Genomic DNA, 26,584 nt, shown 5'->3' with positions numbered 1-26,584 from the left:
TCGCAGGAGCTTTTCTTGAGGGGTGGGAAAACCCCTATCAAGGCAAAGACGCGGAAATCTCAGGGCGCAGGCCGAAGCGGGGAGAGCGGTGGATCGCCGGTGAGCGCGGCTGGTATTCGGCAGGAAGCCTAATCAAATGCGCTGCAGGCACGGCGGTCCGCCGCGCCTGTCTCGAACCCGGCGATGCGTGCGAGCACCGCCGGTCCATCCTGGGTCCCGAACCTCAGAACTTGTGCCGCAGCCCCACGCGCGCGACGAACTGCTTGCCGTTCGACGAAACCGCGATGGTGTCGGTGATGGCCGCCACGGCCGGGCCGCCCGTCGAGTCCTGGCCGAGTGCGCGCTGGTAGACGCCGAGCACGTACACGTCGGTGCGCTTGGACAGCGAATAGTCGAGCGCCAGCTCGTATTGCAGGTACTTGGCGCGATCGACCGGCGTGCCGTTCGCCTGCGCGAGCGCGTTGCGGGTCACGTAATCGGCCGCCGCGAGCGTGCGCAGCGTGGGCGAGAACTGGAACTGAAAGTTGACCTGCACGTCGTTGAAGGTCGCCGTGCTGCCGCGCGAGAAGCCGGCCGCCGGTCCCTTGGCGCCGGTCGGCATCGGATTGCTGCCGAGGTTCATGAACTTGGCATTGCTGTAGGTGGCGCCGAGCGTGGCCGGACCGAACGCGTAGGAGCCGCCCACGTCGATCAGCTGGTACGTGTTGGCGCTCATGAAGCCCGAGTAGATCGGCGTCATCAGCGTCTCGGGCAGGCTCGAGGCCGCCGTGCTGAACATGCCGGTGCCCGGGTTGCGCGCGTTCAGGTAGGCGGCGCCGAGCGCGACCGGCCCATGATTGAAGGCCGCGCCGAACGACACGATTTCGTTGTTGGTGACATTGCCGGGCGTGCCGCCAAGGCTGTACAGGCCGCCGAAGCGGAAGCCGCCGATGGTGGGGCTCGCGTACTTGATGGAGTTGTTCGCGTGGTAGTCGATGTTGGAATTGTCGAGGTCGCCCGGGTGCGCGCCATACACGCCGCCGCCGAGCTGGCCGGCCGCGAACGGTGCCGCGTAGTCGAACACCGAATCGTACTGGCGGCCGAAGCTGACCGTCCCGTAGGGCGACGCCAGACCGACCCATGCCTGACGGCCGAACATCAGGCCGTTCTGGCTCAGCCCGCCGGTGTTGCCGTTGAAACCGTTCTCGAGCATGAACACCGCCTTCAGCCCGCCGCCGAGGTTTTCGCTGCCGGTCAGCCCGAAGCGGTTGCCCTGCATCACGCTGCCCGCGGCCTGGTAGACATGGCCGCCCTTGTTGTTGCTGACCATGTCGATCCCTTCGTCGATGATGCCGAACAAGGTCACACTGCTTTGCGCATGAGCGGTGCCGGCCAGGGTGCCGAGCGCGACGCACGCGAGGATTGTTTTTTTCATGGGTGGGTAGTTGTCGTTGAGGTGTCTCGTAACCCCGATCGGAGCAACGTCGGGCTGTTGTTCTTGTCTCCGCTGTCGGCGCCAGGCCTGGCCGAAGCCGAGCATTAACCATCCAGTTAAACCCGCTGCCGCCGCCGTCGATATCGGCTCGCTGGTCTGCCTTGATTCGATGGCAGGCCTCGAACGTGCGTCCGGAAACGACCGATGCGGCGTGAAGCGTTCGTGCTGCGTGTCAAGCACTTCGTAATGCAGATTTTGTGCCTGACGGCGCAGCAGCTTCGAACCATGCCATCAGTCGATATGCAATTGAATCAGGGTAAATTCGAAGCGGGATGTCCTATCGCGCGGCGCGATAGCTCTGTTAAGCTCAGCGCCGAGGCGGGCGTCGCGCCTCCCGTCGCGCCGCCGTTTTGCGCCGCGCAAGCTTCGGCGCGGTGCGACGCGCGGCCCGGCCGGGCCGGCAGCGTGCTCCTGTGTGGTCCATGCCGCGGCGCCGGATGGACCGACCGGGCACGCACGGCGCGAAGCGCCGCCGATGCGGCCCGACATGTGCCGTTGCGGCAAGGCGGGCGTCAGGGGCCGGCCCGTTGGCCGAATGCCACGGCGGCCCCGTTGCCGACGGTCGGCATGGCCGCCGACACGCCCGCCCACCGGCCGGTCTCGACGAACGGCCGGCGTCGTTCAAGCCTCCCTCTCCCGTCCTCCGCCGTGACAATCGATATCGCACGCTAGCGTCGATACGGTGACGCGGCCGATCGCTGATGCACCGATGGCCGGGCCCGGGGCAGGGCAAACCGGCAGCCGGCTGCCGCCAGCCCGCGATTCGCGTCATCGGAGCGGCGCGCGAACCATCGCTCGCGTTCTGGTCGGCCCCGCACTGGGCCGTGCCGCGCGTTTGCCGGCGCTCATGCCATTGTTCCGGCCGTCTTGCGCTGCGGTGGCGCCGGTCCGACGAAGCCGCGGCGGGCATGCTTCTGGCTGCCCGGCGCCGGCCGCGTGCCCGCTGCCATCAGGGCCGGCCGGGCTTGCCGGCTCGCCGGTCCGATGCGAGCGGCGGCCCGCGGCGCGTGCCTGGCGGCCGCCCGCTCGCACCGCCGGTGCAAGGCGTTGCGCCCCGCGCTGCTGCCGGCGGCCGCCCATCGCGCGTGCGATTGCCCGAACGGCGCCCAATCGAGCCGAAGCAGCGCGAACACCTCGATACGAGCGCATAGTGCTCGCCCGCCCGTCACGCCGCCAGGCGCGCATCGCGCGAGCCGTTGCGTGCGGTGCGCATCGCGCCGGCTTCGTTCGTTTCGGCGCTGCAAGGTTCGCGGCGCTCGGTACACGCCCAGGCGCGAGGCCGTACTCTCTGGCGTGTCGACGCATCGCGGCAAGGCGCACCGCTTCACCCGGTGAAGCCGCTGCGAATCGGCGGCCGCTGCGTGTGTGCCGCGCTGGCCCCCTCGCCAAGCCGGCGATTCGATGCCGCGCCGCATCGGGCCGTATCCCGCCGAGCATGGATTGCGAATTGAGAGCGCGCAATGCCATTCAACCCATTTCCTGGTCGAATTTCATGAATAACAATGTGCCGAACGAGACGTACTATCGATTGACGAGTTCGCAACGGGAAATCTGGTTCGATCAGGCGGTGCATGGCGAGGCACCCGTCTACAACATCGGCGGCTACGTGAGGATCGCCGGCCGGGTGGACCCCGCGCGCATGGAGCAGGCGATCAAGCTGCTGATCGCCAGGCACGACGCGCTGCGCATCGTGCTGTCGCCGGTGCAGGACGAGGACGGCGTGCCGCTGCAACTGATCGAGCGCGAGATGCCGTTCGTGCTGCCGTATGCCGACCTCTCGGCGCTCGACGATCCGCACGCGGCGGCCCGCCTGCGCGTGGACCGCCAACTGGAAACGCCGTTCGTCCTGGCTGGCGGCCGGCTGTTCCGCTTCGAACTGCTCAGGCTCGGCGAGGCGGATTTCCAGCTGGTGCTGGTGCAGCATCATCTGATCGTCGACGGCTGGGCCATCGGCCTGATGCTCGACTCGCTCGGCGCGATCTACGGCGAGCTGGAGGCCGGCCTCACGCCGGCGCGGTCGGCGCCGTCCTATGTGAAGTTCATCGAGCAGGACCGGCAATATCGCGAGTCGCCGAAGTTCGAGCAGCACCGTGCCTACTGGCTCGACAAGTTCAGCGACGTGCCGGAGCCGCTGTTCGCGCGGCGTTTCCAGCCCGCGGCGCGCGGCGGCGTGGTGCCGAGCCGCGAGCACCGCTTCAGCCTGCCGCGCGCCGATTACGAGCGCCTCGCGGCGCTGGCGCAGGCCTGCGGCGCCACCTCGTTTCATCTGGTCCTGGCGGTGCTCTACGTCTACTTCGCCAGGACCGCCGGGCGCGCCGACCTGAGCTTCGGCCTGCCGATCCTGAACCGCGCCAACGCCGAGCTGAAGGCCACGCTCGGCATGTTCGCCGGCGTCAGTGCCGTGCGCCTGCGCTTCGATCACGCGCTGTCGTTTCGCGAGCTGATGGCGGCGCTCGGCTCGCAGCTGAAGCAGGACTATCGCTACCAGCGCTTCCCGGTCAGCGAACTCAATCGCGAGCTGGGGCTGTGGCGCGCGCAGCGTTCGCAGGTGTTCGACGTCTCGCTGTCCTACGAACGCAACGACCACGACCTGCGTTTCGGCGACGCGGTGGCGAGCGCCGTCAAGAGCTCGAACAACCATGAACAGACGCCGCTGGCCGTCTACCTGCGCGAGAACCGGTTCGACGATCAGGTCTGGATGCATTTCATCTACAACCAGGCCTATTTCGAGCACGACGAGATCGAGGCGCTGGCGCTGCGCTTCCGGCACCTGCTGGAGCAGGTTCTGGCCGCGGTGGACACGCCGCTCGACCGGCTCGCCGTGGTCACGCCCGAGGAATGGGCGCGCATCGCGGGCTGGGGCGCGGCGCGGGCCGGGCTGCCTTGTGACGCGGCAGAGGATGCGACCATACACGCGCGCTTCGAGGCCCAGGTCGAGCGCGCGCCCGAGGCGATCGCGGTGGTGCACGAGGGCCAGCGCCTGAGCTACGGTGAACTGAACGCGCGCGCCAACCGGCTCGCGCATCAACTGATCGCGCGCGGCGTGCGGCCCGACGATCGGGTGGCGATCTGCGTCGAGCGCGGGCTGGCGCTGGTGGTCGGCGTGCTGGCCGTGCTGAAGGCCGGTGCCGGCTACGTGCCGATGGACCCGGCCTATCCGGCCGCGCGGCTGAGCTACATGCTCGCCGACAGCGCGCCGGTGGCGGTGCTGGTGCAGGCATCGAGCCGCGCCGCGCTGGGCACGCATGCGTTCGCGACGCTCGACCTCGACGAGGCGGCACACTGGGCCGGGCCGGCCGACAATCCGCGGCTGCCCGAGCTGGGAGCGCGCCACCTGGCCTACGTGATCTACACCTCGGGCTCCACCGGCCAGCCGAAGGGCGTGATGGTCGAGCATCGCAACGTGCCGCGGCTGTTCGCGGCCACCGCGCCGTGGTTCGGCTTCGGCGCGCAGGACGTGTGGACCCTGTTTCATTCGTTCGCGTTCGACTTCTCGGTGTGGGAGATGTGGGGCGCGCTGCTGCACGGCGGCCGGCTGGTGGTGGTGCCGGCGCAGGTCGCCCGCTCGCCGCAGGCGTTCTACCGGCTGCTGTGCGACCAGGGCGTGACGGTCCTGAACCAGACGCCGAGCGCGTTCCAGCCGCTGATCGCGGCGCAGGGCGACAGCGGGCTCGCGCACCGGCTGCGGCAGGTGGTGTTCGGCGGCGAGGCGCTGGAGCCGGGCATGCTGCAGCCGTGGTTCGCGCGCGAATGCAACGCCGGCACGCAGCTCGTGAACATGTACGGGATCACCGAGACGACGGTGCACGTCACCTACCGCGCGCTGCACGCCGACGACGCGCGGCACCCCGGGCGCAGTCCGATCGGCGTGCCGATTCCGGACCTGCGCCTCTACCTGCTCGATCGGCACGGCGAGCCGGTGCCGGTGGGGGTGGCGGGCGAGATATACGTCGGCGGCGCCGGCGTGGCGCGCGGCTACCTGAACCGCGAGGCGCTGACGGCGGAGCGCTTCGTGCACGATCCGTTCGCCGGCGCGCCGCAGGCGCGGATGTACCGCACCGGCGACCTGGGCCGCTGGCAGGCCGACGGCACGCTCGACTACCTGGGCCGCAACGACGACCAGGTGAAGCTTCGCGGCTTCCGCATCGAGCTGGGCGAGATCGAGGCGCGGCTAGGCGGCTTGCCCGGCGTGCAGGCGGCGGCCGTGCTGGCACGCGGGGATGGGCCGGGCCTGTCCGGTGACAGGCGGCTGGTGGGCTATTACACGGGCGAGGCGCAGGACGCGGAAGCGCTGCGCGCGGCATTGCAGGCGAGCCTGCCGGACTACATGGTGCCGGCCGCGTTCGTGCATCTGGAGGCGCTGCCGCTGACGGCGAACGGCAAGCTGGACCGCCGCGCGCTGCCGGCGCCGGAGGCCGGGGCGTTCGCGAGCCGTGCCTACGAGGCGCCGGCCGACGAGACCGAGCGCACGCTGGCGCGGCTCTGGCAGGCACTGCTGGGGGTGGAGCGGGTGGGGCGCCACGATCATTTCTTCGAGCTGGGCGGGCATTCGCTGCTGGCGGTGAAGCTGATCGAGCGGATGCGCCAGGCGGGCCTGAGCGCGGACGTGCGGGTGCTGTTCGGACAGCCGACGCTGTCGGCGCTGGCCGCGGCGGCGTCGGCGGATCGGGGTGCGGAGCCGGCGGTGCCGGCGAACCGGATTCCGGCCGGCTGCGAGCGGATCACGCCGGCGCTGCTGCCGCTGGTGAGCCTGAGGCAGGCGCAGATCGACCGGATCGCGGCGGGGGTGGCGGGCGGGATGCGCAACGTGCAGGACATTTACCCGCTCGCGCCGCTGCAGGAAGGGATTCTGTACCACCATCTGTCGGCCTCGAAGGGCGACCCGTATGTGCTGCAGGCGCTGTTCAGCCTGCGTGACCGGGCGCGCCTGGACGCGTTCGTGGCGGCGCTGCAGGGCGTGATCGAGCGCCACGACATTCTGCGCACGGGGGTGATGTGGGAGGGGCTGGACGAGCCGGTGCAGGTGGTATGGCGCGAGGCGCCGCTGCCCGTGGAGGAACTCGAACTGGATGCGGCGCAGGGCGACGTCGCCACCCAGCTGCGGGCGCGATTCGATTTCCGCACGAGGCGGCTCGACATCACGCGTGCGCCGATGATGCGGCTCGTCCATGCGCACGACCCGGTGCAGCAGCGCCATGTCGCGCTGCTGCTGTTCCATCACCTGATCGACGATGCCACCTCGCTGCGCTACCTGGGCATCGAGGTCGACGCGCATCTGCGCGGGCAGGCCGCCGCGCTGCCCGCGCCGGTGCCGTATCGCAACTACGTGGCGCAGACGCGGCTTGGCGTGGACCTCGAGGCGCAGGCGCGCTTCTTCCGCGAGATGCTGCACGACGTGGACGAGCCGACGCTGCCGTTCGGGCTGGTGGACGTGCTGAGCTGCGATGCCGAGCTGGAGGAGGCGCGGCGGAGCGTGGCGCCGGCGCTGTCGCGGCGGATTCGCGAGCAGGCGCGGCGGCTCGGCGTGAGCGCGGCCAGCCTGCATCACCTGGCCTGGGCGCAGGTGGTCGGGCGCCTGTCGGGGCGCGAGGACGTGGTGTTCGGCACGGTATTGCTGGGGCGCATGCAGGGCGGCGCCGGGGCCGAGCGCTCGCTCGGCATGTTCATCAACACGCTGCCGCTGCGTGCCGAGCTGGGCGCGACCGGCGCGCGGGCGGCCGTGGCGCGCATGCACGAACGCCTGAGCGCGCTGCTCGCGCACGAGCACGCGTCGCTGTCGCTGGCGCAGCGCTGCAGCGGCGTGGCCGCGCCGGCGCCGCTGTTCAGCGCGCTCTTGAATTACCGGCACGACGCGGTGCAGGCCGGCGAGGCGCAGCCGGGCGCCGGCGCGTGGGCCGAGCTGACGGTGCTGGGCGGCGAGGAGCGCAGCAACTATCCGCTGATGCTGTCGGTGGACGATCGCGGCGATGCGTTCGGCCTCGCGGTGCAGGCGGTCGCGGCGATCGGCGCGGCGCGCATCGGCGGCTACATGGAGGCGGCGCTGGCGTCGCTCGTCGAGGCGCTGGAACGGCGGCCGGACGCGCCGCTGCACGGCCTGTCGATCCTGCCCGCCGACGAGCGCGCCCGCCTGCTCACGGCGCCGAACATGACGCGCACCGATGCGCCCCCCGAGCCGACCGTCCACGCGCGTTTCGAGGCGCAGGCCCGGCGCACGCCCGACGCGGTGGCCGTGGCGTTCGGCGAGGTCCGGCTCAGCTACCGCGAACTGGACCAGCAGGCCGAGCGGCTGGCCCGGCTGCTCAGGCAGCGCGGCGCGCGGCGCGACGCGCGCGTGGCGATCTGCGTCGCGCGCAGCCCGGCAATGGTGGTGGGCCTGCTGGGCATCCTGAAGTCGGGCGCGGCCTACGTGCCGCTCGATCCGACCTATCCCGCCGAGCGCCTCGCCTACATGCTGACCGACAGCACGCCGCTGGCGGTGCTCGTGCAGGCCGACACGGCCGGCGTGGCCGGCGCCACCGGCACCCCGGAAATCGACATCGACGCGGCCCTCGGCGGTGCCGCCGCGCCCGCAGCCGAGGCGCCGGCCCGCGAGGCGGGCGCGGATGCGGAGGCGGCGTCGCTGGCCTACGTGATCTACACCTCGGGCTCGACGGGCCAGCCCAAGGGCGTGGCGATGCCGCATCGCGCGCTCGTGAACCTGCTGCACTGGCAGGCCACCGGCGGCCGGCAGCAGGGCCACCGCGGCGGCCGCACGCTGCAGTTCGCGGCACTCGGCTTCGACGTGGCGTTTCAGGAGACCTTCGGCACGCTCTGCGAGGGCGCCACGCTGGAGCTGATCCCGGAGGCGCTGCGCTTCGATTTCGAGCCGCTCTTCAGGCATATCGTGGCGCGGCGCATCGAGCGGCTCCATCTGCCCTATGTCGCGCTGCAGGGCCTGGCCGAGACGATAGTCGGGCGCGGGCTGGACCTGTCGGACTGCGTGCTGCGCGAGGTGATCACGGCGGGCGAGCAGCTGCGCATCACCGACGAGATCCGCCAGCTGTTCCGGCGCCTGCGCGCGCGCCTGCACAACCATTACGGCCCCTCGGAAACGCACGTGACGATCGCGTTCACGCTGCCCGAGGACGTCGAGGCCTGGGCCACGCTGCCGCCGATCGGCCGCCCGATCGCCAACACGCAGGTCTATCTGCTGGACGCGCGCGGGCAGCCCGTGCCGCACGGCGTGGCCGCGGAGATCCATCTCGGCGGCGTGCAGGTGGCGCGTGGCTACCTGAATCGCGCCGAACTGACGGCCGAGCGCTTCGTGCGCGATCCGTTCGCCGGCGATCCGCACGCCCGTCTCTACCGCACCGGCGACCTCGGGCGCTGGCGCGAGGACGGCAGCCTCGAATACCTGGGCCGCAACGACCAGCAGGTCAAGCTGCGCGGCTTCCGCGTCGAGCTGGGCGAGATCGAGGCCAGGCTCGAGGCGCTGGAGGGCGTGAAGGACGCCGTGGTGGTGGCGCGCGGCGACGCGGCCGGCAGCCGGCGGCTGGTGGCCTATCACACCGGCGCCGCGCAGCCGCCCGAGGCATTGCATGCCGCGCTGCAGGCGGTGCTGCCGGACTACATGGTGCCGGCCGCGTTCGTGCATCTGGAGGCGCTGCCGCTCACGCCGAACGGCAAGCTGGACCGCCGCGCGCTGCCGGAGCCGGGCGCCGCTGCCGTGGTGAGCCGCCGCTACGAGGCGCCGGTCGGCGACACCGAGCGGACCCTGGCGCGGCTCTGGCAGGAACTGCTGGGCGTGGAGCGGGTGGGCCGCCACGATCACTTCTTCGAGCTGGGCGGGCATTCGCTGCTGGCGATGAAGCTGATCGAGCGGATGCGTCAGGCGGGCCTGAGCGCCGACATCCGCGTGCTGTTCGGCCAGCCCGCGTTGAGCGCGCTGGCCGCCGCGGTGGGCACGCACCGCGAGCTGGCGGTGCCGGCGAACCGGATTCCGGCCGGCTGCGAACGGATCACGCCGGCGCTGCTGCCGCTGGTGAGCCTGACGCAGGCGCAGATCGACGCGGCGGTGGCCGGCGTGCCGGGCGGGATGCGCAACGTGCAGGACATCTATCCGCTCGCGCCCTTGCAGGAAGGGATCCTGTACCACCATCTGTCGAGTGCCGAGGGCGATCCGTATCTGCTGCAGGCGCTGTTCAGCCTGCCCGATCGCGAGCGGGTCGCGGCGTTCATCGCCGCGTTGCAGCGCGTGATCGATCGTCACGACATCCTGCGCACGCGCGTGGTGTGGGAAGGGCTCGACGAGCCGGTGCAGGTGGTGTGCCGCACGGCGCCGCTGGCGGTGGAGCAGGTGGTCGTCGAGGCGGCCCATGGCGAGGTCGCGCAGCAGCTGAACGCGCGATTCGATCCGCGCCACTACCGGCTCGACGTGCGGCAGGCGCCGCTGTTGCGGGTGGCCTATGCGCCTGACGCGGCCCAGGACCGCTGGCTGCTCGTGCTGCTGTTCCATCATATGGCGCTCGACCACACGGCGCTCGAGGTGATGCAGCAGGAAGTGCTGACCTATCTGGAAGGCGACGCAGGCCGCCTGCAGCCGGCGCAGCCGTATCGCCACTACGTGGCGCAGACGCGCCTGGGCACGAGCCGCGAGGCGCACGAGGCGTTCTTCCGCGAGATGCTGCACGACGTGGACGAGCCGACGCTGCCATTCGGGCTGGTGGACGTGCAGGGCGACGGGCGCGGCATCGAGCAAGCGCGGCAGGAGGTGGATCCGGCGCTGGCCAGGCGGGTGCGCGCGCAGGCGCGGCAGCTAGGCGTGAGCGCGGCGAGCCTGTATCACCTGGCGTGGGCGCTGGTGCTGGGCAAGGCGTCGGGGCGCGAGGACGTGGTGTTCGGCACGGTGCTGCTGGGGCGCATGCAGGGCGGGGCGGGCGCGGACCGCGCGCTGGGGATGTTCATCAACACGCTGCCGCTGCGCGTGGCGCTGGGCGAGCAGGGCGTGCGGGCCGGCGTGAGGGCGACGCACGAGCGGTTGAGCGCGCTGCTCGCGCACGAGCACGCGTCGCTGGTGCTGGCGCAGCGCTGCAGCGGCGTGGCCGCGCCGGCGCCGCTGTTCAGCGCGCTCTTGAATTACCGGCACAGCGCGGCCCCCACCAGCGATGGCGCTGCCCACCCGGCCTGGGCCGGCGTGGAGATCCTGCACATCGAGGAACGCACCAACTATCCGCTGACGCTGTCGGTGGACGACCTGGGCGACGGCTTCGGCCTGACGGTGCAGGTCGCGGCCGGCATCGGCGCGCGGCGCGTGGGCGGCTATCTGGTCATGGCGCTCGCCCAGTTGGTCGAGGCGCTGGAGCAGCGGCCGGACGCGCCGCTGCACAGCCTCGCCGTCGTGCCGCCCGAGGAGCGCACGCAGCTGCTGGACGCCTTCAATGCCACGCACGCGGCGTATCCGTGCGAGCAGACCATCCATGCGCTGTTCGAGGCGCAGGCGGCCCGCACGCCCGATGCGGTGGCAGTGGTCCATGACGGCCGGCAGCTCAGCTATGCCGAGCTGAACGCGCAGGCCAACCGGCTCGCGCATCAGCTGATCGCGCAGGGCATCCGGCCCGACGGCCGCGTGGCGATCTGCGCCGAGCGCAGCCTCGAGATGGTGGTGGGGCTGCTGGCCATCCTGAAGTCCGGCGCCGGCTACGTCCCGCTCGATCCCGGCTATCCGCCGCAGCGGCTCGCCTATCTGCTCGCGGACAGCGCGCCGCAGGCGGTGCTCGCGCAGGCGGGCACGCGTGCCCTGCTGGCGGATTCGCCGGTGCCGGTGATCGGGCTCGACGCCCGGGCGTGGCACGGCCAGGCCGCGCACAATCCGGTGGTGGACGGGCTCGGCGCGCGGCAGCTGGCCTACGTGATCTACACCTCGGGTTCCACGGGCCGGCCGAAAGGCGTGATGAACGAGCACCGCGCGGTGGTCAACCGCCTGCTGTGGATGCAGGACGCCTATGCGCTGCAGCCGGGCGAGGCGGTGCTGCAGAAGACCTCGTTCAGCTTCGACGTGTCGGTCTGGGAGTTCTTCTGGACGCTGAGTACCGGCGCGACGCTGGTGATGGCCAAGCCCGGCGGCCAGCGCGAGCCCGCCTATCTGAAGGCGCTGATCCGGCAGCACGGTGTGACGACGCTGCACTTCGTGCCGTCGATGCTCGAGGCGTTCCTGGCCGACGGCGACGCCGGGCGCTGCACCAGCCTCAGGCGCGTGGTGTGCAGCGGCGAGGCGCTGCCGGCGGCGCTGGTGCGGCGCTTCAAGGCGCAGCTGCCCGCGGTCCGGCTCGACAACTTGTACGGCCCGACCGAGGCCGCGGTGGACGTGACCGCCTGGACCTGCGACGAGGATCGCGCCAGCACGCCGATCGGCAGGCCGATCGCGAACACGCGCATTTACGTGCTGGACGCGCGGGGGCAGCCGGTGCCGCTCGGCGCGGTGGGCGAGATTCATATCGGCGGCGTGCAGGTGGCGCGCGGCTACCTGAACCGCGAGGCGCTGACGGCGGAGCGCTTCGTGCACGATCCGTTCGCCGGCGCGCCGCAGGCGCGGATGTACCGCACCGGCGACCTGGGCCGCTGGCAGACCGACGGCACGCTCGACTACCTGGGCCGCAACGACGACCAGGTGAAGCTTCGCGGCTTCCGCATCGAGCTGGGCGAGATCGAGGCGCGGCTAGGCGGCTTGCCCGGCGTGCAGGCGGCGGCCGTGCTGGCACGCGGGGATGGGCCGGGCCTGTCGGATGACAGGCGGCTGGTGGGCTATTACACGGGCGAGGCGCAGGACGCGGAAGCGCTGCGCGCGGCATTGCAGGCGAGCCTGCCGGAGTACATGGTGCCGGCCGCGTTCGTGCATCTGGAGGCGCTGCCGCTGACGGCGAACGGCAAGCTGGACCGCCGCGCGCTGCCGGCGCCGGAGGCCGGGGCGTTCGCGAGCCGTGCCTACGAGGCGCCGGCCGACGAGACCGAGCGCACGCTGGCGCGGCTCTGGCAGGCACTGCTGGGGGTGGAGCGGGTGGGGCGCCACGATCATTTCTTCGAGCTGGGCGGGCATTCGCTGCTGGCGGTGAAGCTGATCGAGCGGATGCGCCAGGCGGGCCTGAGCGCGGACGTGCGGGTGCTGTTCGGACAGCCGACGCTGTCGGCGCTGGCCGCGGCGGCGTCGGCGGATCGGGGTGCGGAGCCGGCGGTGCCGGCCAACCGGATTCCGGCCGGCTGCGAGCGGATCACGCCGGCGCTGCTGCCGCTGGTGAGCCTGAGGCAGGCGCAGATCGACCGGATCGCGGCGGGGGTGGCGGGCGGGATGCGCAACGTGCAGGACATTTACCCGCTCGCGCCCTTGCAGGAAGGGATTCTGTACCACCATCTGTCGGCCTCGAAGGGCGACCCGTATGTGTTGCAGGCGCTGTTCAGCCTGCGTGACCGGGCGCGCCTGGACGCGTTCGTGGCGGCGCTGCAGGGCGTGATCGAGCGCCACGACATTCTGCGCACGGGGGTGAGGTGGGAGGGGCTGGACGAGCCGGTGCAGGTGGTATGGCGCGAGGCGCCGCTGCCCGTGGAGGAACTCGAACTGGACGCGGCGCAGGGCGACGTCGCCACCCAGCTGCGAGCGCGATTCGATCCGCGCCACTACCGGCTCGACGTGCGGCAGGCGCCGCTGTTGCGGGTGGCCTACGCGCATGACGCGGCCCAGGACCGCTGGCTGCTCGTGCTGCTGTTCCATCATATGGCGCTCGACCACACGGCGCTCGAGGTGATGCAGCAGGAAGTGCTGGCCTATCTGGAAGGCGACGCAGGCCGCCTGCAGCCGGCGCAGCCGTATCGCCACTACGTGGCGCAGACGCGCCTGGGCACGAGCCGCGAGGCGCACGAGGCGTTCTTCCGCGAGATGCTGCACGACGTGGACGAGCCGACGCTGCCGTTCGGGCTGGTGGACGTGCAGGGCGACGGGCGCGGCATCGAGCAAGCGCAGCAGGAGGTGGATCCGGCGCTGGCCAAGCGGGTGCGCGCGCAGGCACGGCAGCTGGGCGTGAGCTCGGCGAGCCTGTATCACCTGGCGTGGGCGCTGGTGCTGGGCAAGGCGTCGGGGCGCGAGGACGTGGTGTTCGGCACGGTGCTGCTGGGGCGCATGCAGGGCGGGGCGGGCGCGGACCGCGCGCTGGGGATGTTCATCAACACGCTGCCGCTGCGCGTGGCGCTGGGCGAGCAGGGCGCGCGGGCCGGCGTGAGGGCGACGCACGAGCGGTTGAGCGCGCTGCTCGCGCACGAGCACGCGTCGCTGGTGCTGGCGCAGCGCTGCAGCGGCGTGGCCGCGCCGGCGCCGCTGTTCAGCGCGCTCTTGAATTACCGGCACGGCACGGCCGGCGCCGAGACGGCGGCCCGGCCGATCGCCGACGGCGTCGCCGTGCTGGGCGGCGAGGAGCGCACCAATTATCCGCTGCTGATGTCGGTCGACGATCTCGGCGACGGCTTCATGCTGACCGCCCAGGTGGCCGAGCGCATCGGCGCGCGGCGCCTCTGCGCCTACCTGCTCACGGCGCTGGCGGGGCTGACCGACGCGCTGGCGCGCCAGCCGGACCGGCCGCTGCGCGCGATCGCGATCCTGCCGCCGGACGAGCGCACCTACCTGCTGCGCACGCTGAACGCGACGCGGGCCGACTACCCGCGCGAGCAGACCATTCACGGCCTGTTCGAGGCGCAGGCGGCCCGCACGCCGCAGGCGCCGGCGCTGCTCCATGACGGCCGGCAGTTGACCTACGCCGAACTGAACGCGCACGCGAACCGGCTCGCGCATCGCCTGATCGCGCAGGGCGTGCGGCCCGACGATCGCGTGGCGATCTGCGTCGAACGCGGCATCGCGATGGTGGTGGGGCTGCTGGCGATCCTCAAGTCGGGCGCCGCCTACGTGCCGCTGGACCCGGCCTATCCGGCGCAGCGCCTGCACGACATGCTGGAGGACAGCGCGCCGGTGGCGGTGCTCGCGCAGGCGGCCACGCGTGCCGTGCTCGGCGCCGCGCCGCGCGCGCCGGTGCTCGAGCTGCCGGACGCGCCGCCGGCAGCCGAGGCGAACCACGCGGCCGCCGGCAACCCGGCGGTGCCCGGCCTGGGCGCGCGGCATCTGGCCTATGTGATCTACACCTCGGGCTCCACCGGCCGGCCGAAGGGCGTGATGATCGAACACCGCAACACGGTGAACTTCCTGTGCTGGGCGCATCGCGCGTTCGAGGCGCACGAGCAGGCCCGCACGCTGTTCTCGACCTCGCTGAACTTCGATCTGGCCGTCTACGAATGCTTCGCGCCGCTCACGCGCGGCGGCTGCATCGAGGTGGTCCGCGACGTGCTGGCGCTGCGCGAGCACGCCAGCGACGCGGGCCTCGTCAATACCGTGCCGTCGGCGCTGGCCGCGCTGCTCGACGCCGGCGCGCTGGGCACGGCGCTGCACACCGTCAACGTGGCCGGCGAGGCGCTGCGGCGCGAGCTGGTGGAGACGCTGTTCGCGCGCACCGGCGTGCGGCGGCTCTGCAACCTGTACGGGCCGTCGGAGACCACCACCTACTCGAGCTGGGTGTCGATGCCGCGCGAGCAGGGCTTTGCCGCGCACATCGGCCGCCCGGTGTCGAACACGCAGATCTACCTGCTCGATGCCCACGGCGAGCCGGTGCCGCTCGGCGTGGCGGGCGAGATCCACATCGGCGGCGACGGCGTGGCGCGCGGCTACCTGAACCGTGCCGAGCTGACGGCCGAACGCTTCGTGACGGACCCCTTCAGCGACGATCCGCAAGCCCGCCTGTACCGTACCGGCGACCTCGGGCGCTGGCGTGCCGACGGCAACCTCGAATACCTCGGGCGCAACGACCATCAGGTGAAGATCCGCGGCATGCGCATCGAGCCCGGCGAGATCGAGGCGCGGCTTGGCGGCTTGCCCGGCGTGAAGGCGGCGGCGGTGCTGGCGCGCGAGGACGCGCCGGGCGCGTCGAACGGCAAGCGTCTGGTGGCCTATTGCGTGGGCGCGCGGCGCGACCCGCAGGCGCTGCGCGACGCGCTGCGCGAGACGCTGCCCGACCACATGGTGCCCGCCGGGTTCGTGTTCCTCGATGCGCTGCCGCTCACGCCGAACGGCAAGCTCGATCGCCGCGCGCTGCCGGCGCCGGGCCTCGAGGCCTTCGCGGGCCACGCCTACGAGGCGCCCGCCACCGAGGCCGAGCAGGTGCTCGCGCGGATCTGGCAGGCGCTGCTCGGCGTCGAGCGGGTGGGCCGCCACGACCACTTCTTCGAGCTGGGCGGGCATTCGCTGCTCGCGATCCGGCTGATCTCGCAGGTGCGCGAGCAGCTGGGCGTGGAGCTGCCGCTGGCCGAGCTGTTCGCGCATCCGTCGCTGAGCGCGCTGGCCGGCGCGCTCGCGCGTGCCGCGCGCAGCAGCCTGCCGCCCATCGAGCCGCTCGCGCGCGAGCCGGGCGTGGCGCTGCCGCTGTCGTTCGCGCAGCAGCGGCTGTGGTTCCTGGCCCAGCTGGCGGGCGGCAGCGAGGCCTATCACATCGCCGGCGGCCTGCGCCTGCGCGGGGCGCTCGACGCGGCGGCGCTGCGGCGCGCGCTCGACGCGATCGTCGCGCGCCACGAGGCGCTGCGCACCAGCTTCGTGGCCGAGGCGGGGCAGGCCAGGCCGTGCATCGCCGCCGCCGACGCGGGGTTCGCACTGCGCACGCCGGACCTGTCGGCGCTGCCGTGTGCGCACGAGCGCGAGGCGGCGCTCGCGCGGCTCGCCGACGAGGAGGCGCGCGCGCCGTTCGATCTGGCCGCGGGCCCGCTCGTGCGCGGCCAGCTGGTGCGGCTCGGCACGCACGAGCATGCGCTGCTGGTGACGATGCACCATATCGTCTCCGACGGCTGGTCGATGGGCGTCTTCACGCGCGAGCTGGCCGCGCTGTACCGCGGCGGTCGCGCTGCCGGCCAGGCATCGGCAGCGCCCGCGCTGCCGCCGCTGCCCGTGCAATATGCCGACTATGCGGCCTGGCAGCGGCGCCTGGCGGACGATGCGCTGCTGCAGCGGCAGGGCGCCTGGTGGCGCGACGCGCTGCTGGGCGCGCCCGCGCTGCTGAGCCTGCCGACCGACCGGCCGCGGCCCGCGGTGCAGGATTACGCGGGCGCGGCGGTGCCGGTGGTGCTCGATGCGGCGCTGACGGCCGGCCTGAAGGCGCTGGCGCAGCGCCACGGCGCCACGCCGTTCATGGTGCTGCTGGCGGGCTGGGCCAGCGTGCTCGGCCGCCTGGCCGGCCAGCACGAGGTGGTGATCGGCGCGCCCGTGGCCAACCGCCGGCGCGCCGAGCTGCAGGAACTGATCGGCCTGTTCGTCAACACGCTCGCGCTGCGCGTGGACCTGTCCGGCGCGGTGTCGGCCGATGCGCTGCTGCAGCGCGTCAAGGCCCGCGTGCTCGACGCGCAGGCGCATCAGGACCTGCCCTTCGAGCAGGTGATCGAGGCGCTGCGCCCGGCGCGCAGCCTCGCATACAGCCCGGTGTTCCAGGCCCTGCTGGCCTGGCGCAACGTCGATACCAGCGGGCTGGCGCTGGACGGCCTCGCGCTCGAGCCGCTCGCCGCCGCGCATCGCAGCGCGAAGTTCGACGTCGCGCTGGTGCTCGACGAGCGCGACGGCCGCATCGAGGGCGAGCTCGAATATGCGAGCGCGCTGTTCGAGCGCGCCACGATCGAGCGCCACGCCGGCTACCTCGTCAGCGTGCTGCGCGCGATGGTGGCCGAGCCGGCGCAACCGGTGCTGCGCGCGCCGCTGCTCGGCGCGGCCGAGCGCACGCTGCTGCTCGACAGCTGGAACCGCACGCGCACGCCCTATCCGGCACGCCAGCCCGTGCACCGGCTGTTCGAGGCACAGGCGCGCCGCACGCCCGGGGCCGTCGCCGTGATCGACGGCGACACCACGCTCGACTATGCCGGACTCGATGCCTGGGCCGGCCGGCTCGCGCAGCGGCTCTTCGCGGCCGGCGTGCGGCCGGGCGCGCGCGTGGCCACCGTGCTCGAGCGCGGCGCCGCGCTGGTGGCCGCGCAGCTGGCGATCCTGAAGGCCGGCGCGGCCTACGTGCCGATCGATCCGCAGGCGCCGGCCGCGCGCCAGGCGTGGATCATGCGCGATTGCGGCGCGCCGCTCGCGCTGGTCACGCGCGCCAGCGCGGGCCTGCCCGAGGCGATCGCCGCGCACGCGCTGCGCGTCGATGCCGACGACGGCATCTCCGGCGTCCCCGGCATCTCCGGCATCTCCGGCGGCGCTGGTGTGCCCGGCGACGAGTCCGCCCAGGGAGGCGACGCCGTTGCCTACGTGATGTACACCTCGGGCTCGACCGGAACCCCGAAGGGCGTGCTGGTGCCGCATCGCGGCATCAGCCGGCTGGTGCTCGACAACGGCTATGCCAGCTTCGGCGCCGACGATCGGGTGGCCTGGGTCGGCAATCCGGCCTTCGACATCAGCACGCTGGAGGTCTGGGCGCCGCTGCTGCACGGCGGCAGCGTGGTGGTGGTGCCGCATGCCTGCGTGCTGGAGCCGCCGCGGCTGCGCGCGCTGCTGCAGGCGCGGCGCATCACGGTGCTGCACCTGACCGCGGGCCTCTTCAGCCGGATCGCCGCGCCGCTCGGCGACGCGCTGGGCGGCCTGCGCCTGCTGCTGGTGGGCGGCGACGCGGTCGATCCCGCGGTGGCCGCGCGCGTACTCGCGCAGCCCGCGCCGCCGCGCCGCCTGCTGCACTGCTATGGGCCGACCGAGAACACCACGTTCTCGACCACCTGCGAGATCACGGCGGACGACGCGCGCCTGCCGCGCCTGCCGATCGGCCGGCCGATCGCGAACACGCGCGTCTACCTGCTCGACGCCCACGGCCAGCCGGTGCCGCTCGGCGCGGCCGGCGAGCTGCACCTGGGCGGCGACGGCGCGGCGCTCGGCTATCTGGGCCGGCCGGACCTGAGCGCCGAGCGCTTCCTGGCCGATCCGTTCGACCCCACGCCCGGCGCCCGCCTGTACCGCACCGGCGACCTCGCGCGCTACCTGCCCGACGGCCGGCTGGAATTCCTCGGCCGCAACGACCAGCAGGTCAAGATCCGCGGTTTTCGCGTGGAGCCGGGCGAGATCGAGGCGAAGCTCGGGCAATACCCGGGCGTGCGCGACGCGGCCGTGGTCGCGCTCCAGGACGCGCCCGGGCCGGCCGGCGAGAAGCGCCTGGTGGCCTACGTGGTGCCGCAGGACGGCGCCGAGCTGCCGGCCGCCGCGCTGCGCGAGCACCTAGCGGCGGCGCTGGCCGACTACATGGTGCCGGGCGCGTTCGTCACGCTCGCCGCGCTGCCGCTCACGCCGAACGGCAAGCTCGACCGCCGTGCGCTGCCCGCGCCCGATGCCGGAGCCTATGCGAGCCGCCCCTACGAGGCGCCGCAGGGCGAGACCGAGGCGACCCTGGCGCGGCTGTGGGCCGAGCTGCTGGGCGTGCAGCGGGTGGGCCGCCACGATCATTTCTTCGAGCTGGGCGGCCATTCGCTGCTCGCGCTCGGCCTGCTCGCGCGGATGCGCGAGGCGGGGCTGGACGCCGACGTGCGGGTGCTGTTCGGCCAGCCGACGCTGGCGGCGCTGGCCGCCGCGCTCGACGCCGCGGCGGGTGACGGCGCCGCGCCCGGCGTGCCGGAGAACCGCATCGAGGCCGATTGCACGCGGCTCACGCCCGAGCTGCTGCCGCTCGCCCCGCGCCTCACGCAGGCGGGCATCGACCGCATCGTGGCGAGCGTGCCGGGCGGCCTCGCCAACCTGCAGGACATCTATCCGCTCGCGCCGCTGCAGGAGGGCATCCTCTATCACCATCTGGCGGCCGGCGCCCGCGACCCCTACGTGCTGCGCGCGCTGTTCGCCGTGGACGGCCGCGCGCGCGCCGACGCGTTCGCCGCGGCGCTGCAGGGCGTGATCGACCGGCACGACATCCTGCGCACCGCGATCGTCTGGGCCGGCCTGGACGAGCCGATGCAGGTGGTCTGGCGCCGCGCGCCGCTGCCGGTCGAGACGATCGAGCCCGATCCGGCCGGCGGCGATATCGCCGAGCAGCTGCGCGCGCGTCACGCGCGGCTGGACCTGGCGCAGGCGCCGCTGATGCGGATGGTGCTCGCGCACGACGCGGCGCACGGGCGCTGGGTGGCGATGCTGGCATTCCATCACATGGTGCTGGATCACGCCGCGCTCGAGATCGTCGAGCAGGAGATCCAGGCCCACTTCGACGGCCGCGCCGCTCGGCTGCCGGCGCCGGTGCCGTATCGCAACCACGTCGCGCAGGCCATGTTCGGCGTGAGCCGCGAGGCACACGAGGCGTTCTTCCGCGCGATGCTGCACGACGTCCACGAGCCCACGCTGCCGTTCGGGCTGGCGGACGTGAACCAGCCGGACGCGGCGATCGAGGAGGCGCGGCTCGCGCTCGACGCCGCGCTGTCGCGCCGGCTGCGCGCGCAGGCGCGGCGGCTGGGCGTGAGCGCGGCGAGCCTGCACCATCTCGCCTGGGCGCAGCTGCTCGGCCGCAGCGCCGACCGCGAGGACGTGGTGTTCGGCACCGTGCTGCTGGGCCGGCTGCAGGGCGGCGCCGGCGCCGAGCGCGCGCTCGGCATGTTCATCAACACGCTGCCGCTGCGCGTGACGCTGGGCGATCAGCCGGTGCGCGACGCCGTGCGGGCCACCCACGCGCGGCTCACGGCCCTGCTCGGCCACGAGCACGCGCCGCTGGCGCTGGCCCAGCGCTGCAGCGGCGTGGCCGCGCCGGCGCCGCTGTTCAGCGCGCTGCTGAACTACCGGCACAGCGCGCCGGCGCCGGCCGCGGGCGCCGCGTCGTGGCACGGCATCACGGCGCTCGACAGCCGCGAGCGCACCAATTATCCGCTGAGCCTGTCGGTCGACGATCTCGGCGAGGGCTTCTCGCTGAGCGCGCAAACCGTCGCCGCGGTGGGCGCGGCGCGGCTCTGCGAGCTGATGCGGGTCGCGCTGGAGAGCCTCGCGCAGGCGCTCGACGCTGCGCCCGACACGCCGGTGCGCGAGCTTGAAGTGTTGTCGCCGGCCGCCCGGCGAGAGCTGCTGGTCGACTTCAACGCTACCGAGGCCGGGTTCGAAGCCGAGGCCACCGCCCACGCGCTGTTCGAGGCGCAGGCGCGCCGCGCGCCGGACGCGCTCGCGCTGGTGCAGGGCGAACGCAGCCTGTCCTACCGCGAGCTGAACCGGCAGGCCAACCGGCTCGCCCATCATCTGCGCGAGCTGGGGGTGAGGCCCGCGGACCGCGTGGCGATCTGCGTCGAGCGCGGCGTCGAGATGATCGTCGGCGTGCTGGCGGTGTGGAAGGCGGGCGCCGCCTACGTGCCGCTCGATCCGGCCTATCCGCCCGCGCGGCTCGCCTACATGCTGGAGGACAGCGCGCCGGCCGCGCTGCTGGTGCAGGCCGCCACCGCCGGGCGGCTGGCGCCGCAGGGCGTGCGCCGAATCCGGCTCGACCGGCCCGAGGCCTGGCGCGAGGCGGCCGCGAGTGATCCGCAGCCGGCCGAGCCCGCCGGCCCGGACGCTTCGCCGCTCGCCTACGTGATCTATACCTCCGGCTCGACGGGGCAGCCGAAGGGCGTGATGGTCGAGCATCGCGGGCTGGCCAATCTGGCCGCGATGCAGGCCCGCCACTTGGCGGTGGACGCGGGCAGCCGCGTGCTGCAGTTCGCGTCGTTCAGTTTCGACGCCTGCGTGTTCGAGATCGTGATGGCGCTGTGCCAGGGCGCGGCGCTGGTCGTGCCGCCGGCCGGCCAGCTGCTGGCCGGCCACGCGCTGAGCGAGGCGATCGCGCAAGGCGGCGTGACCCATGCCACGCTGCCGCCGGCCGTGCTCGCGGCGCTGCCCGACGCGCTGACCTTGCCGAGCGTGCGCACCCTGGTGGTGGCGGGCGAGGCGCTCGGCGAGCGGCTCGTGCGGCGCTGGGCCGGCGGGCGGTGCCTCGTGAACGCCTACGGCCCGACCGAGGCCAGCATCTGGGCGACCTGGCAGGTCTGCCGGCCCGAGCAGGCGGGCGCGCCGCCGATCGGCCGGCCGATCGACAACTTCGCGATCTACCTGCTCGACACGCGCGGCCGCCCGGTGCCGCTCGGCGCGACGGGCGAGATCCACATCGGCGGGGTGGGCGTGGCGCGCGGCTACCTGAACCGCGCGGCGCTGACCGCGCAACGTTTCCGCGAGGATCCGTTCCGGCCCGGCGGGCGCCTCTATGCGTCGGGCGACCTGGGCCGCTGGCGCCCCGACGGCACGCTCGACTATCTCGGCCGCAACGATTTCCAGGTGAAGATTCGCGGTCTGCGCGTCGAGCTGGAGGAGATCGGCGCGCAACTGGTGCGGGCCGGCGCCGACGACGCGGTGGTGATCGCGCGCGACGATGGCGGCGGCGACGATGGGCGGGCCGAGACGCGCCTCGTCGCCTATTGCACCGGCACCCCGATCGACGCCTCGCGGCTGCGCGAGCGCCTGCAGGCGAGCCTGCCGGCCTACATGGTGCCGGCCGCGTTCGTCTGGCTCGAGGCGCTGCCGCTCACCCACAACGGCAAGCTCGATCGGCGCGCGCTGCCGCAGCCCGGCGCGCAGGCCTATGCGAGCCGCGCCTATGCCGCGCCGCAGGGCGCGACCGAGGCCATGCTGGCCAACGTCTGGCAGGCGCTGCTGGGCGTGGAGCGCGTGGGGCGCCACGATCATTTCTTCGCGCTGGGCGGCCACTCGCTGCTGGCGGTGCGGCTGATCTCGCAGGTGCGGCAGCGCCTCGGCGTGGAGCTGACGCTGGGCGAGCTGTTCGCGCATCCGGTGCTGGCGGCGCTGGCCGAGGCCGTGGCGCGCGCCGCGCGCAGCCGGCTGCCCGCGATCGAGCCGGCCGATCGAGCCGGCCCGCTGCCGCTGTCGTTCGCGCAGCAGCGGCTCTGGTTTCTCGCGCAGGTGGAGGGCGCGAGCGCGGCCTATCACATCCCCGGCGCGCTGCGGCTGCGCGGCCGGCTCGACGACCACGCGCTGCGCGGCGCGCTCGACGGCATCGTGGCGCGCCACGAGGTGCTGCGCACCCGCTTCGAACGCGTGCGGGGGCAGGCGGTGCAGCGCATCGACGAGGCCGGGCGCGGCTTCGCGCTCGACCTGCACGACCTGTCCGGCCTGCCGGCCGAGTCGCGCGAGGCCGCGCTCGCCGAGCGGCTCGAGGCGCAGGCGTGCGCGCCCTTCGATCTCGAGCGCGGGCCGCCGATCCGCGGGCAGCTGGTCCGGCTCGGCCCCGACGATCACGCGCTGTTGCTGACCCTGCACCACATCGCCGCCGACGGCTGGTCGATGGGCGTGCTCACGCGCGAGCTGGCCGCGTTCTACGAGGCGGGCCGGCGCGCCGCGCCGGCGCCGCTGCCGCCGCTGCCGTTGCAGTACGCCGATTACGCGGCCTGGCAGCGGCGCCTGCTGGACGGCGAGGCGCTGCAGGAGCAGGCGGCCTACTGGCGCGATGCGCTGTCCAATGCGCCGGCGCTGCTGAGCCTGCCCACCGACCGGCCGCGTCCGGCGCGCCAGGACTTCGCCGGCGCGACGGTGCCGGTGCGCCTCGACGCCGCGCTGGGCACGGCGCTCAAGGCGCTGAGCCTGCGCCACGGCGCGACGCTCTACATGACGCTGCTGGCGGGCTGGGCCGTGGTGCTGGCGCGCCTGTCGGGGCAGGACGAGGTCGTGATCGGCTCGCCCGCCGCCAACCGCCTGCGCGCCGAGACCGAGGGCCTGATCGGCTTCTTCGTCAACACCCTGGCGCTGCCGCTCGATCTGTCGGGCGAGCCCAGCGTGGCGGAGCTGCTGCGCCGCGTGCGGGCGCGCACGCTGGAGGCGCAGGCGCGCCAGGACCTGCCGTTCGAGCAGGTGGTCGAGCTGGTGAAGCCGCTGCGCAGCCTCTCGCACAGCCCGCTGTTCCAGGTCATGTTCGCGTGGCAGAACGTCGAGCTGCCCGCGCTCGCGCTGCCGGGGCTCAGGCTCGAACCGCTCGCGCCGGTGCGCGCCAGCGCGAAGTTCGACCTGACGCTGGAGCTGGGCGAGGCCGACGGGGCCATCGTCGGCACGCTCGAATACGCCACGGCGCTGTTCGACCGCGCCACGGCGGCGCGCCACGTCGGCTACCTCGAACGCGTGCTGCGCGAAATGACGGCGCGCGAGCAGGAGCCGGTCGCCGCCTTGCCGATGCTCGGCGACGCCGAGCGGCGGCGCCTGCTGGAGGCGCACAACCGCACCGGGGCGGCCTATCCGTTCGTGCCGAGCGTGGCCGCGCTGGTGGAGGCACAGGTGCGGCGCACGCCCGACGCGCCGGCGGTGGCACAGTGCTCGCCCGAGGACGGCGCCGAGCGGGTGCTGAGCTACGCGCAGCTCGACCAGCAGGCCAACGCGCTCGCCCATCACCTGATCGCGCGCGGCGTGCGGCCCGGCGATCGCGTGGCGATCTGCGTGCAGCGCTGCCCGGAGATGGTGGTGGGGCTGCTGGCGATCCTCAAGGCCGGCGCCGGCTACGTGCCGCTCGATCCGTCCTATCCGCCCGCGCGGCTCGCCTATATGCTGGCCGACAGCGCGCCGGCCGCGCTGCTGCTGAAGCGCGCCACAGCGCCGCTGCTCGAGCCCGGCGCGGTGCCGGCGATCCTGCTGGACGCCGCCGACGGCTGGCCGCGCGCGCCGCGCGATCGCCCGGCGGTGGCGGGCCAGGGCCCGGCCCAGCTGGCCTACCTGATCTACACCTCGGGCTCCACCGGCCAGCCCAAGGGCGTGGCGATGGCGCATGGCCCGCTCGTCAACCTGCTGCAATGGCAGGCCGGCGTGGTGGCGGCCGGGCGCACGCTGCAGTTCGCGGCGCTCGGTTTCGACGTGGCGTTCCAGGAGATCTTCGGCACGCTGGCCGCCGGCGCCACGCTGGAGCTGATCGACGCCGAGCTGCGGCTCGATTTCAGGCGGCTCTGGGCGCACATCCGCGCGCGCGGCGTGGCGCGCCTGTATCTGCCGTACATCGCGCTGCAGGCGCTGGCCGAGGCCGCCCTCGCCGAGGGCGCCGGCTGCGCGCCGGCGCTGCGCGAGGTGATCACGGCCGGCGAGCAGCTGCGCATCACGCCGCAGCTCGGCGCCTTCTTCACGCGCCATCGCGGCTGCCGGCTGCACAACCATTACGGGCCGACCGAATCGCACGTCTGCGTCGCCCACACGCTGCCCGACGATCCGGCCGCCTGGCCGGCGCTGCCGCCGATCGGGCGGCCGGTCGGCAACGCGCGCATCTACCTGCTCGACGCGCACGGTGAGCCGGTGCCCGAGGGCGTGGCGGGCGAAATCCACATCGGCGGGGCGCAGGTGGCGCTCGGCTATCGCCATCACGAGGCTCTGAGCCGGGCGCGCTTCGTGGCCGATCCGTTCGCCGGCCGGCCGGGCGCCCGCCTGTACCGCAGCGGCGACCTCGGCCGCTGGCGTGCCGACGGCACGCTCGACTACCTCGGCCGCAACGACGACCAGGTGAAGATCCGCGGCTTTCGCGTCGAGCCGGGCGAGATCGCGGCGCGGCTCGCGCGCTGCGCCGGCGTGCGCGAGGCGGCGGTGGTCGCGCTCGAGGCCGGCACGGCGCCCGGCGAGCGGCGCCTGGTGGCGTACTGGAGCGGCGCGGCGCGCGGCGCGGAGGACTTGCGCGCCGAGCTGCAGGCGAGCCTGCCCGAGCACATGGTGCCGTCCGCCTACGTGCGGCTGGCGGCGCTGCCGCTCACGCCGAACGGCAAGCTCGACCGCCGCGCGCTGCCGGCGCCGCAGCCGAGCGCCTATCCGAGCCGCGCCTACCAGGCGCCGCAGGGCGAGACCGAGCAGGCGCTGGCCGCGCTGTGGGCCGAGCTGCTGCAGCGCGAGACGATCGGCCGGCACGACAGCTTCTTCGCGCTCGGCGGCCATTCGCTGCTGGCGATGACGCTGCTCGACCGGATCGAGAAGACGTTCGCGGTGCGGCTGTCGATCAGCACGCTGTTCGCCTATCCGGAGCTGGCGCGGCAGGCCCGGCAGATCGATGTGCCGCTCGCGGTGGCCTCGCCGGTGGCGATGACGCTGCCCCTGAAGCTGCGCGACGAGGGCGGCCCGGTGCTGTTCTGCGTGCATCCGGCCAGCGGGCTGAGCTGGTCCTACGTGGGCCTCGCGCGCTACCCGCGGGGGCGCTTCCAGGTGTACGGCCTGCAGGCCGCCGGCATCGAGCCGGACACGCGGCCGGCGGAATCGGTGGCGGCGATGAGCCGTCAATACATCGAGGCGATGCGCCGCGTGCAGCCGCGCGGGCCGTACCGCGTGCTGGGCTGGTCGATGGGCGGGCTGGTGGCCTTCGAGATCGCCTGCCAGCTGCAGGCGCAGGGCGAGCGCGTCGATTTCCTCGGCATGCTCGACAGCTATCTGCTCTACACCACCGAGGAGGTGCCCGTCGACGACCAGTACACGCTCGCCAACGTGCTGCGCACGGCCGGCCATCCGGTGGAGGCGATCGAGGCGGGCCATCCGCTGACGGTGCAGGAGGTGGCCGCGATCGTGCGCCGCGACGGCCAGGTGTTCGCCGAGCTGAGCGAGGCGCATATTCACGGCCTGGTGGCCGTGCGGCGCAACAACCTGCGGATCTCGCAGCGTTATCTGCCCGGCAGCGTGTTCAAGGGCACCCTGACGCATTTCACGGCCACCGAGGAAGCCGTGCGGATGGAGTCGCCGCTGACGCACTGGCGCGCCCACGTGGACGGCGAGATCCGCTCCACGCCGATTGCCTGCTCCCACGACGAGATCGGCACGCCGCGCTACCTGGCGGAGGTGGCGGTGTGGCTCGACGCGATGCTGGGGGACGCGCCGGACGCGCCGTGAGCGCGGCGCGCGAGGACGGTGGGGCAGGCAGGCGGGGCCGCCGCGCCTGCCGGATGCCGCCTGCGCGGGCGGGCCGGCGCGGTGCGCCCCGCCGTGCCGCCGGTCGGCGCGGATCGGCATGGATCGGCACGGATCGGCACGGCCGGGCAAGCGGCGCGCGCGGTCCGTGCCGGGCTCGCGCGGGGCGCGGCCAGCGG

2 protein-coding genes are annotated in these 26,584 nt (G+C 73.4%); one reads left to right on the top strand and one right to left on the bottom strand.

All coding sequences use genetic code 11. The features are described from left to right. Positions 1 to 223: 223 nt before the first annotated feature. Positions 224 to 1,414, bottom strand: a complete 1,191-nt coding sequence (locus KS03_RS09670) for a porin (protein ID WP_012733697.1) — start codon at positions 1,412 to 1,414, stop codon at positions 224 to 226. A gap of 1,552 nt (positions 1,415 to 2,966) precedes the next feature. Here KS03_RS09670 and KS03_RS09665 point away from each other — a divergent pair. Continuing rightward, positions 2,967 to 26,387 (top strand): non-ribosomal peptide synthase/polyketide synthase, encoded by a 23,421-nt coding sequence (locus KS03_RS09665; RefSeq protein WP_045678759.1) that lies wholly within the window; start codon positions 2,967 to 2,969, stop codon positions 26,385 to 26,387. Positions 26,388 to 26,584: the final 197 nt, after the last annotated feature.

This window comes from Burkholderia glumae LMG 2196 = ATCC 33617 (assembly GCF_000960995.1).
In the GTDB taxonomy this organism is placed as follows: Bacteria; Pseudomonadota; Gammaproteobacteria; order Burkholderiales; family Burkholderiaceae; genus Burkholderia; species Burkholderia glumae.
This window is presented reverse-complemented; position numbering and strand designations above follow the sequence as displayed.

What these genes read in the sequence shown, in the direction of transcription:
- KS03_RS09670 (WP_012733697.1), bottom strand. Translation starts at nt 1,414, where the DNA reads ATGAAAAAAACAATCCTCGCGTGCGTCGCGCTCGGCACCCTGGCCGGC.
- KS03_RS09665 (WP_045678759.1), top strand. Translation starts at nt 2,967, where the DNA reads ATGAATAACAATGTGCCGAACGAGACGTACTATCGATTGACGAGTTCG.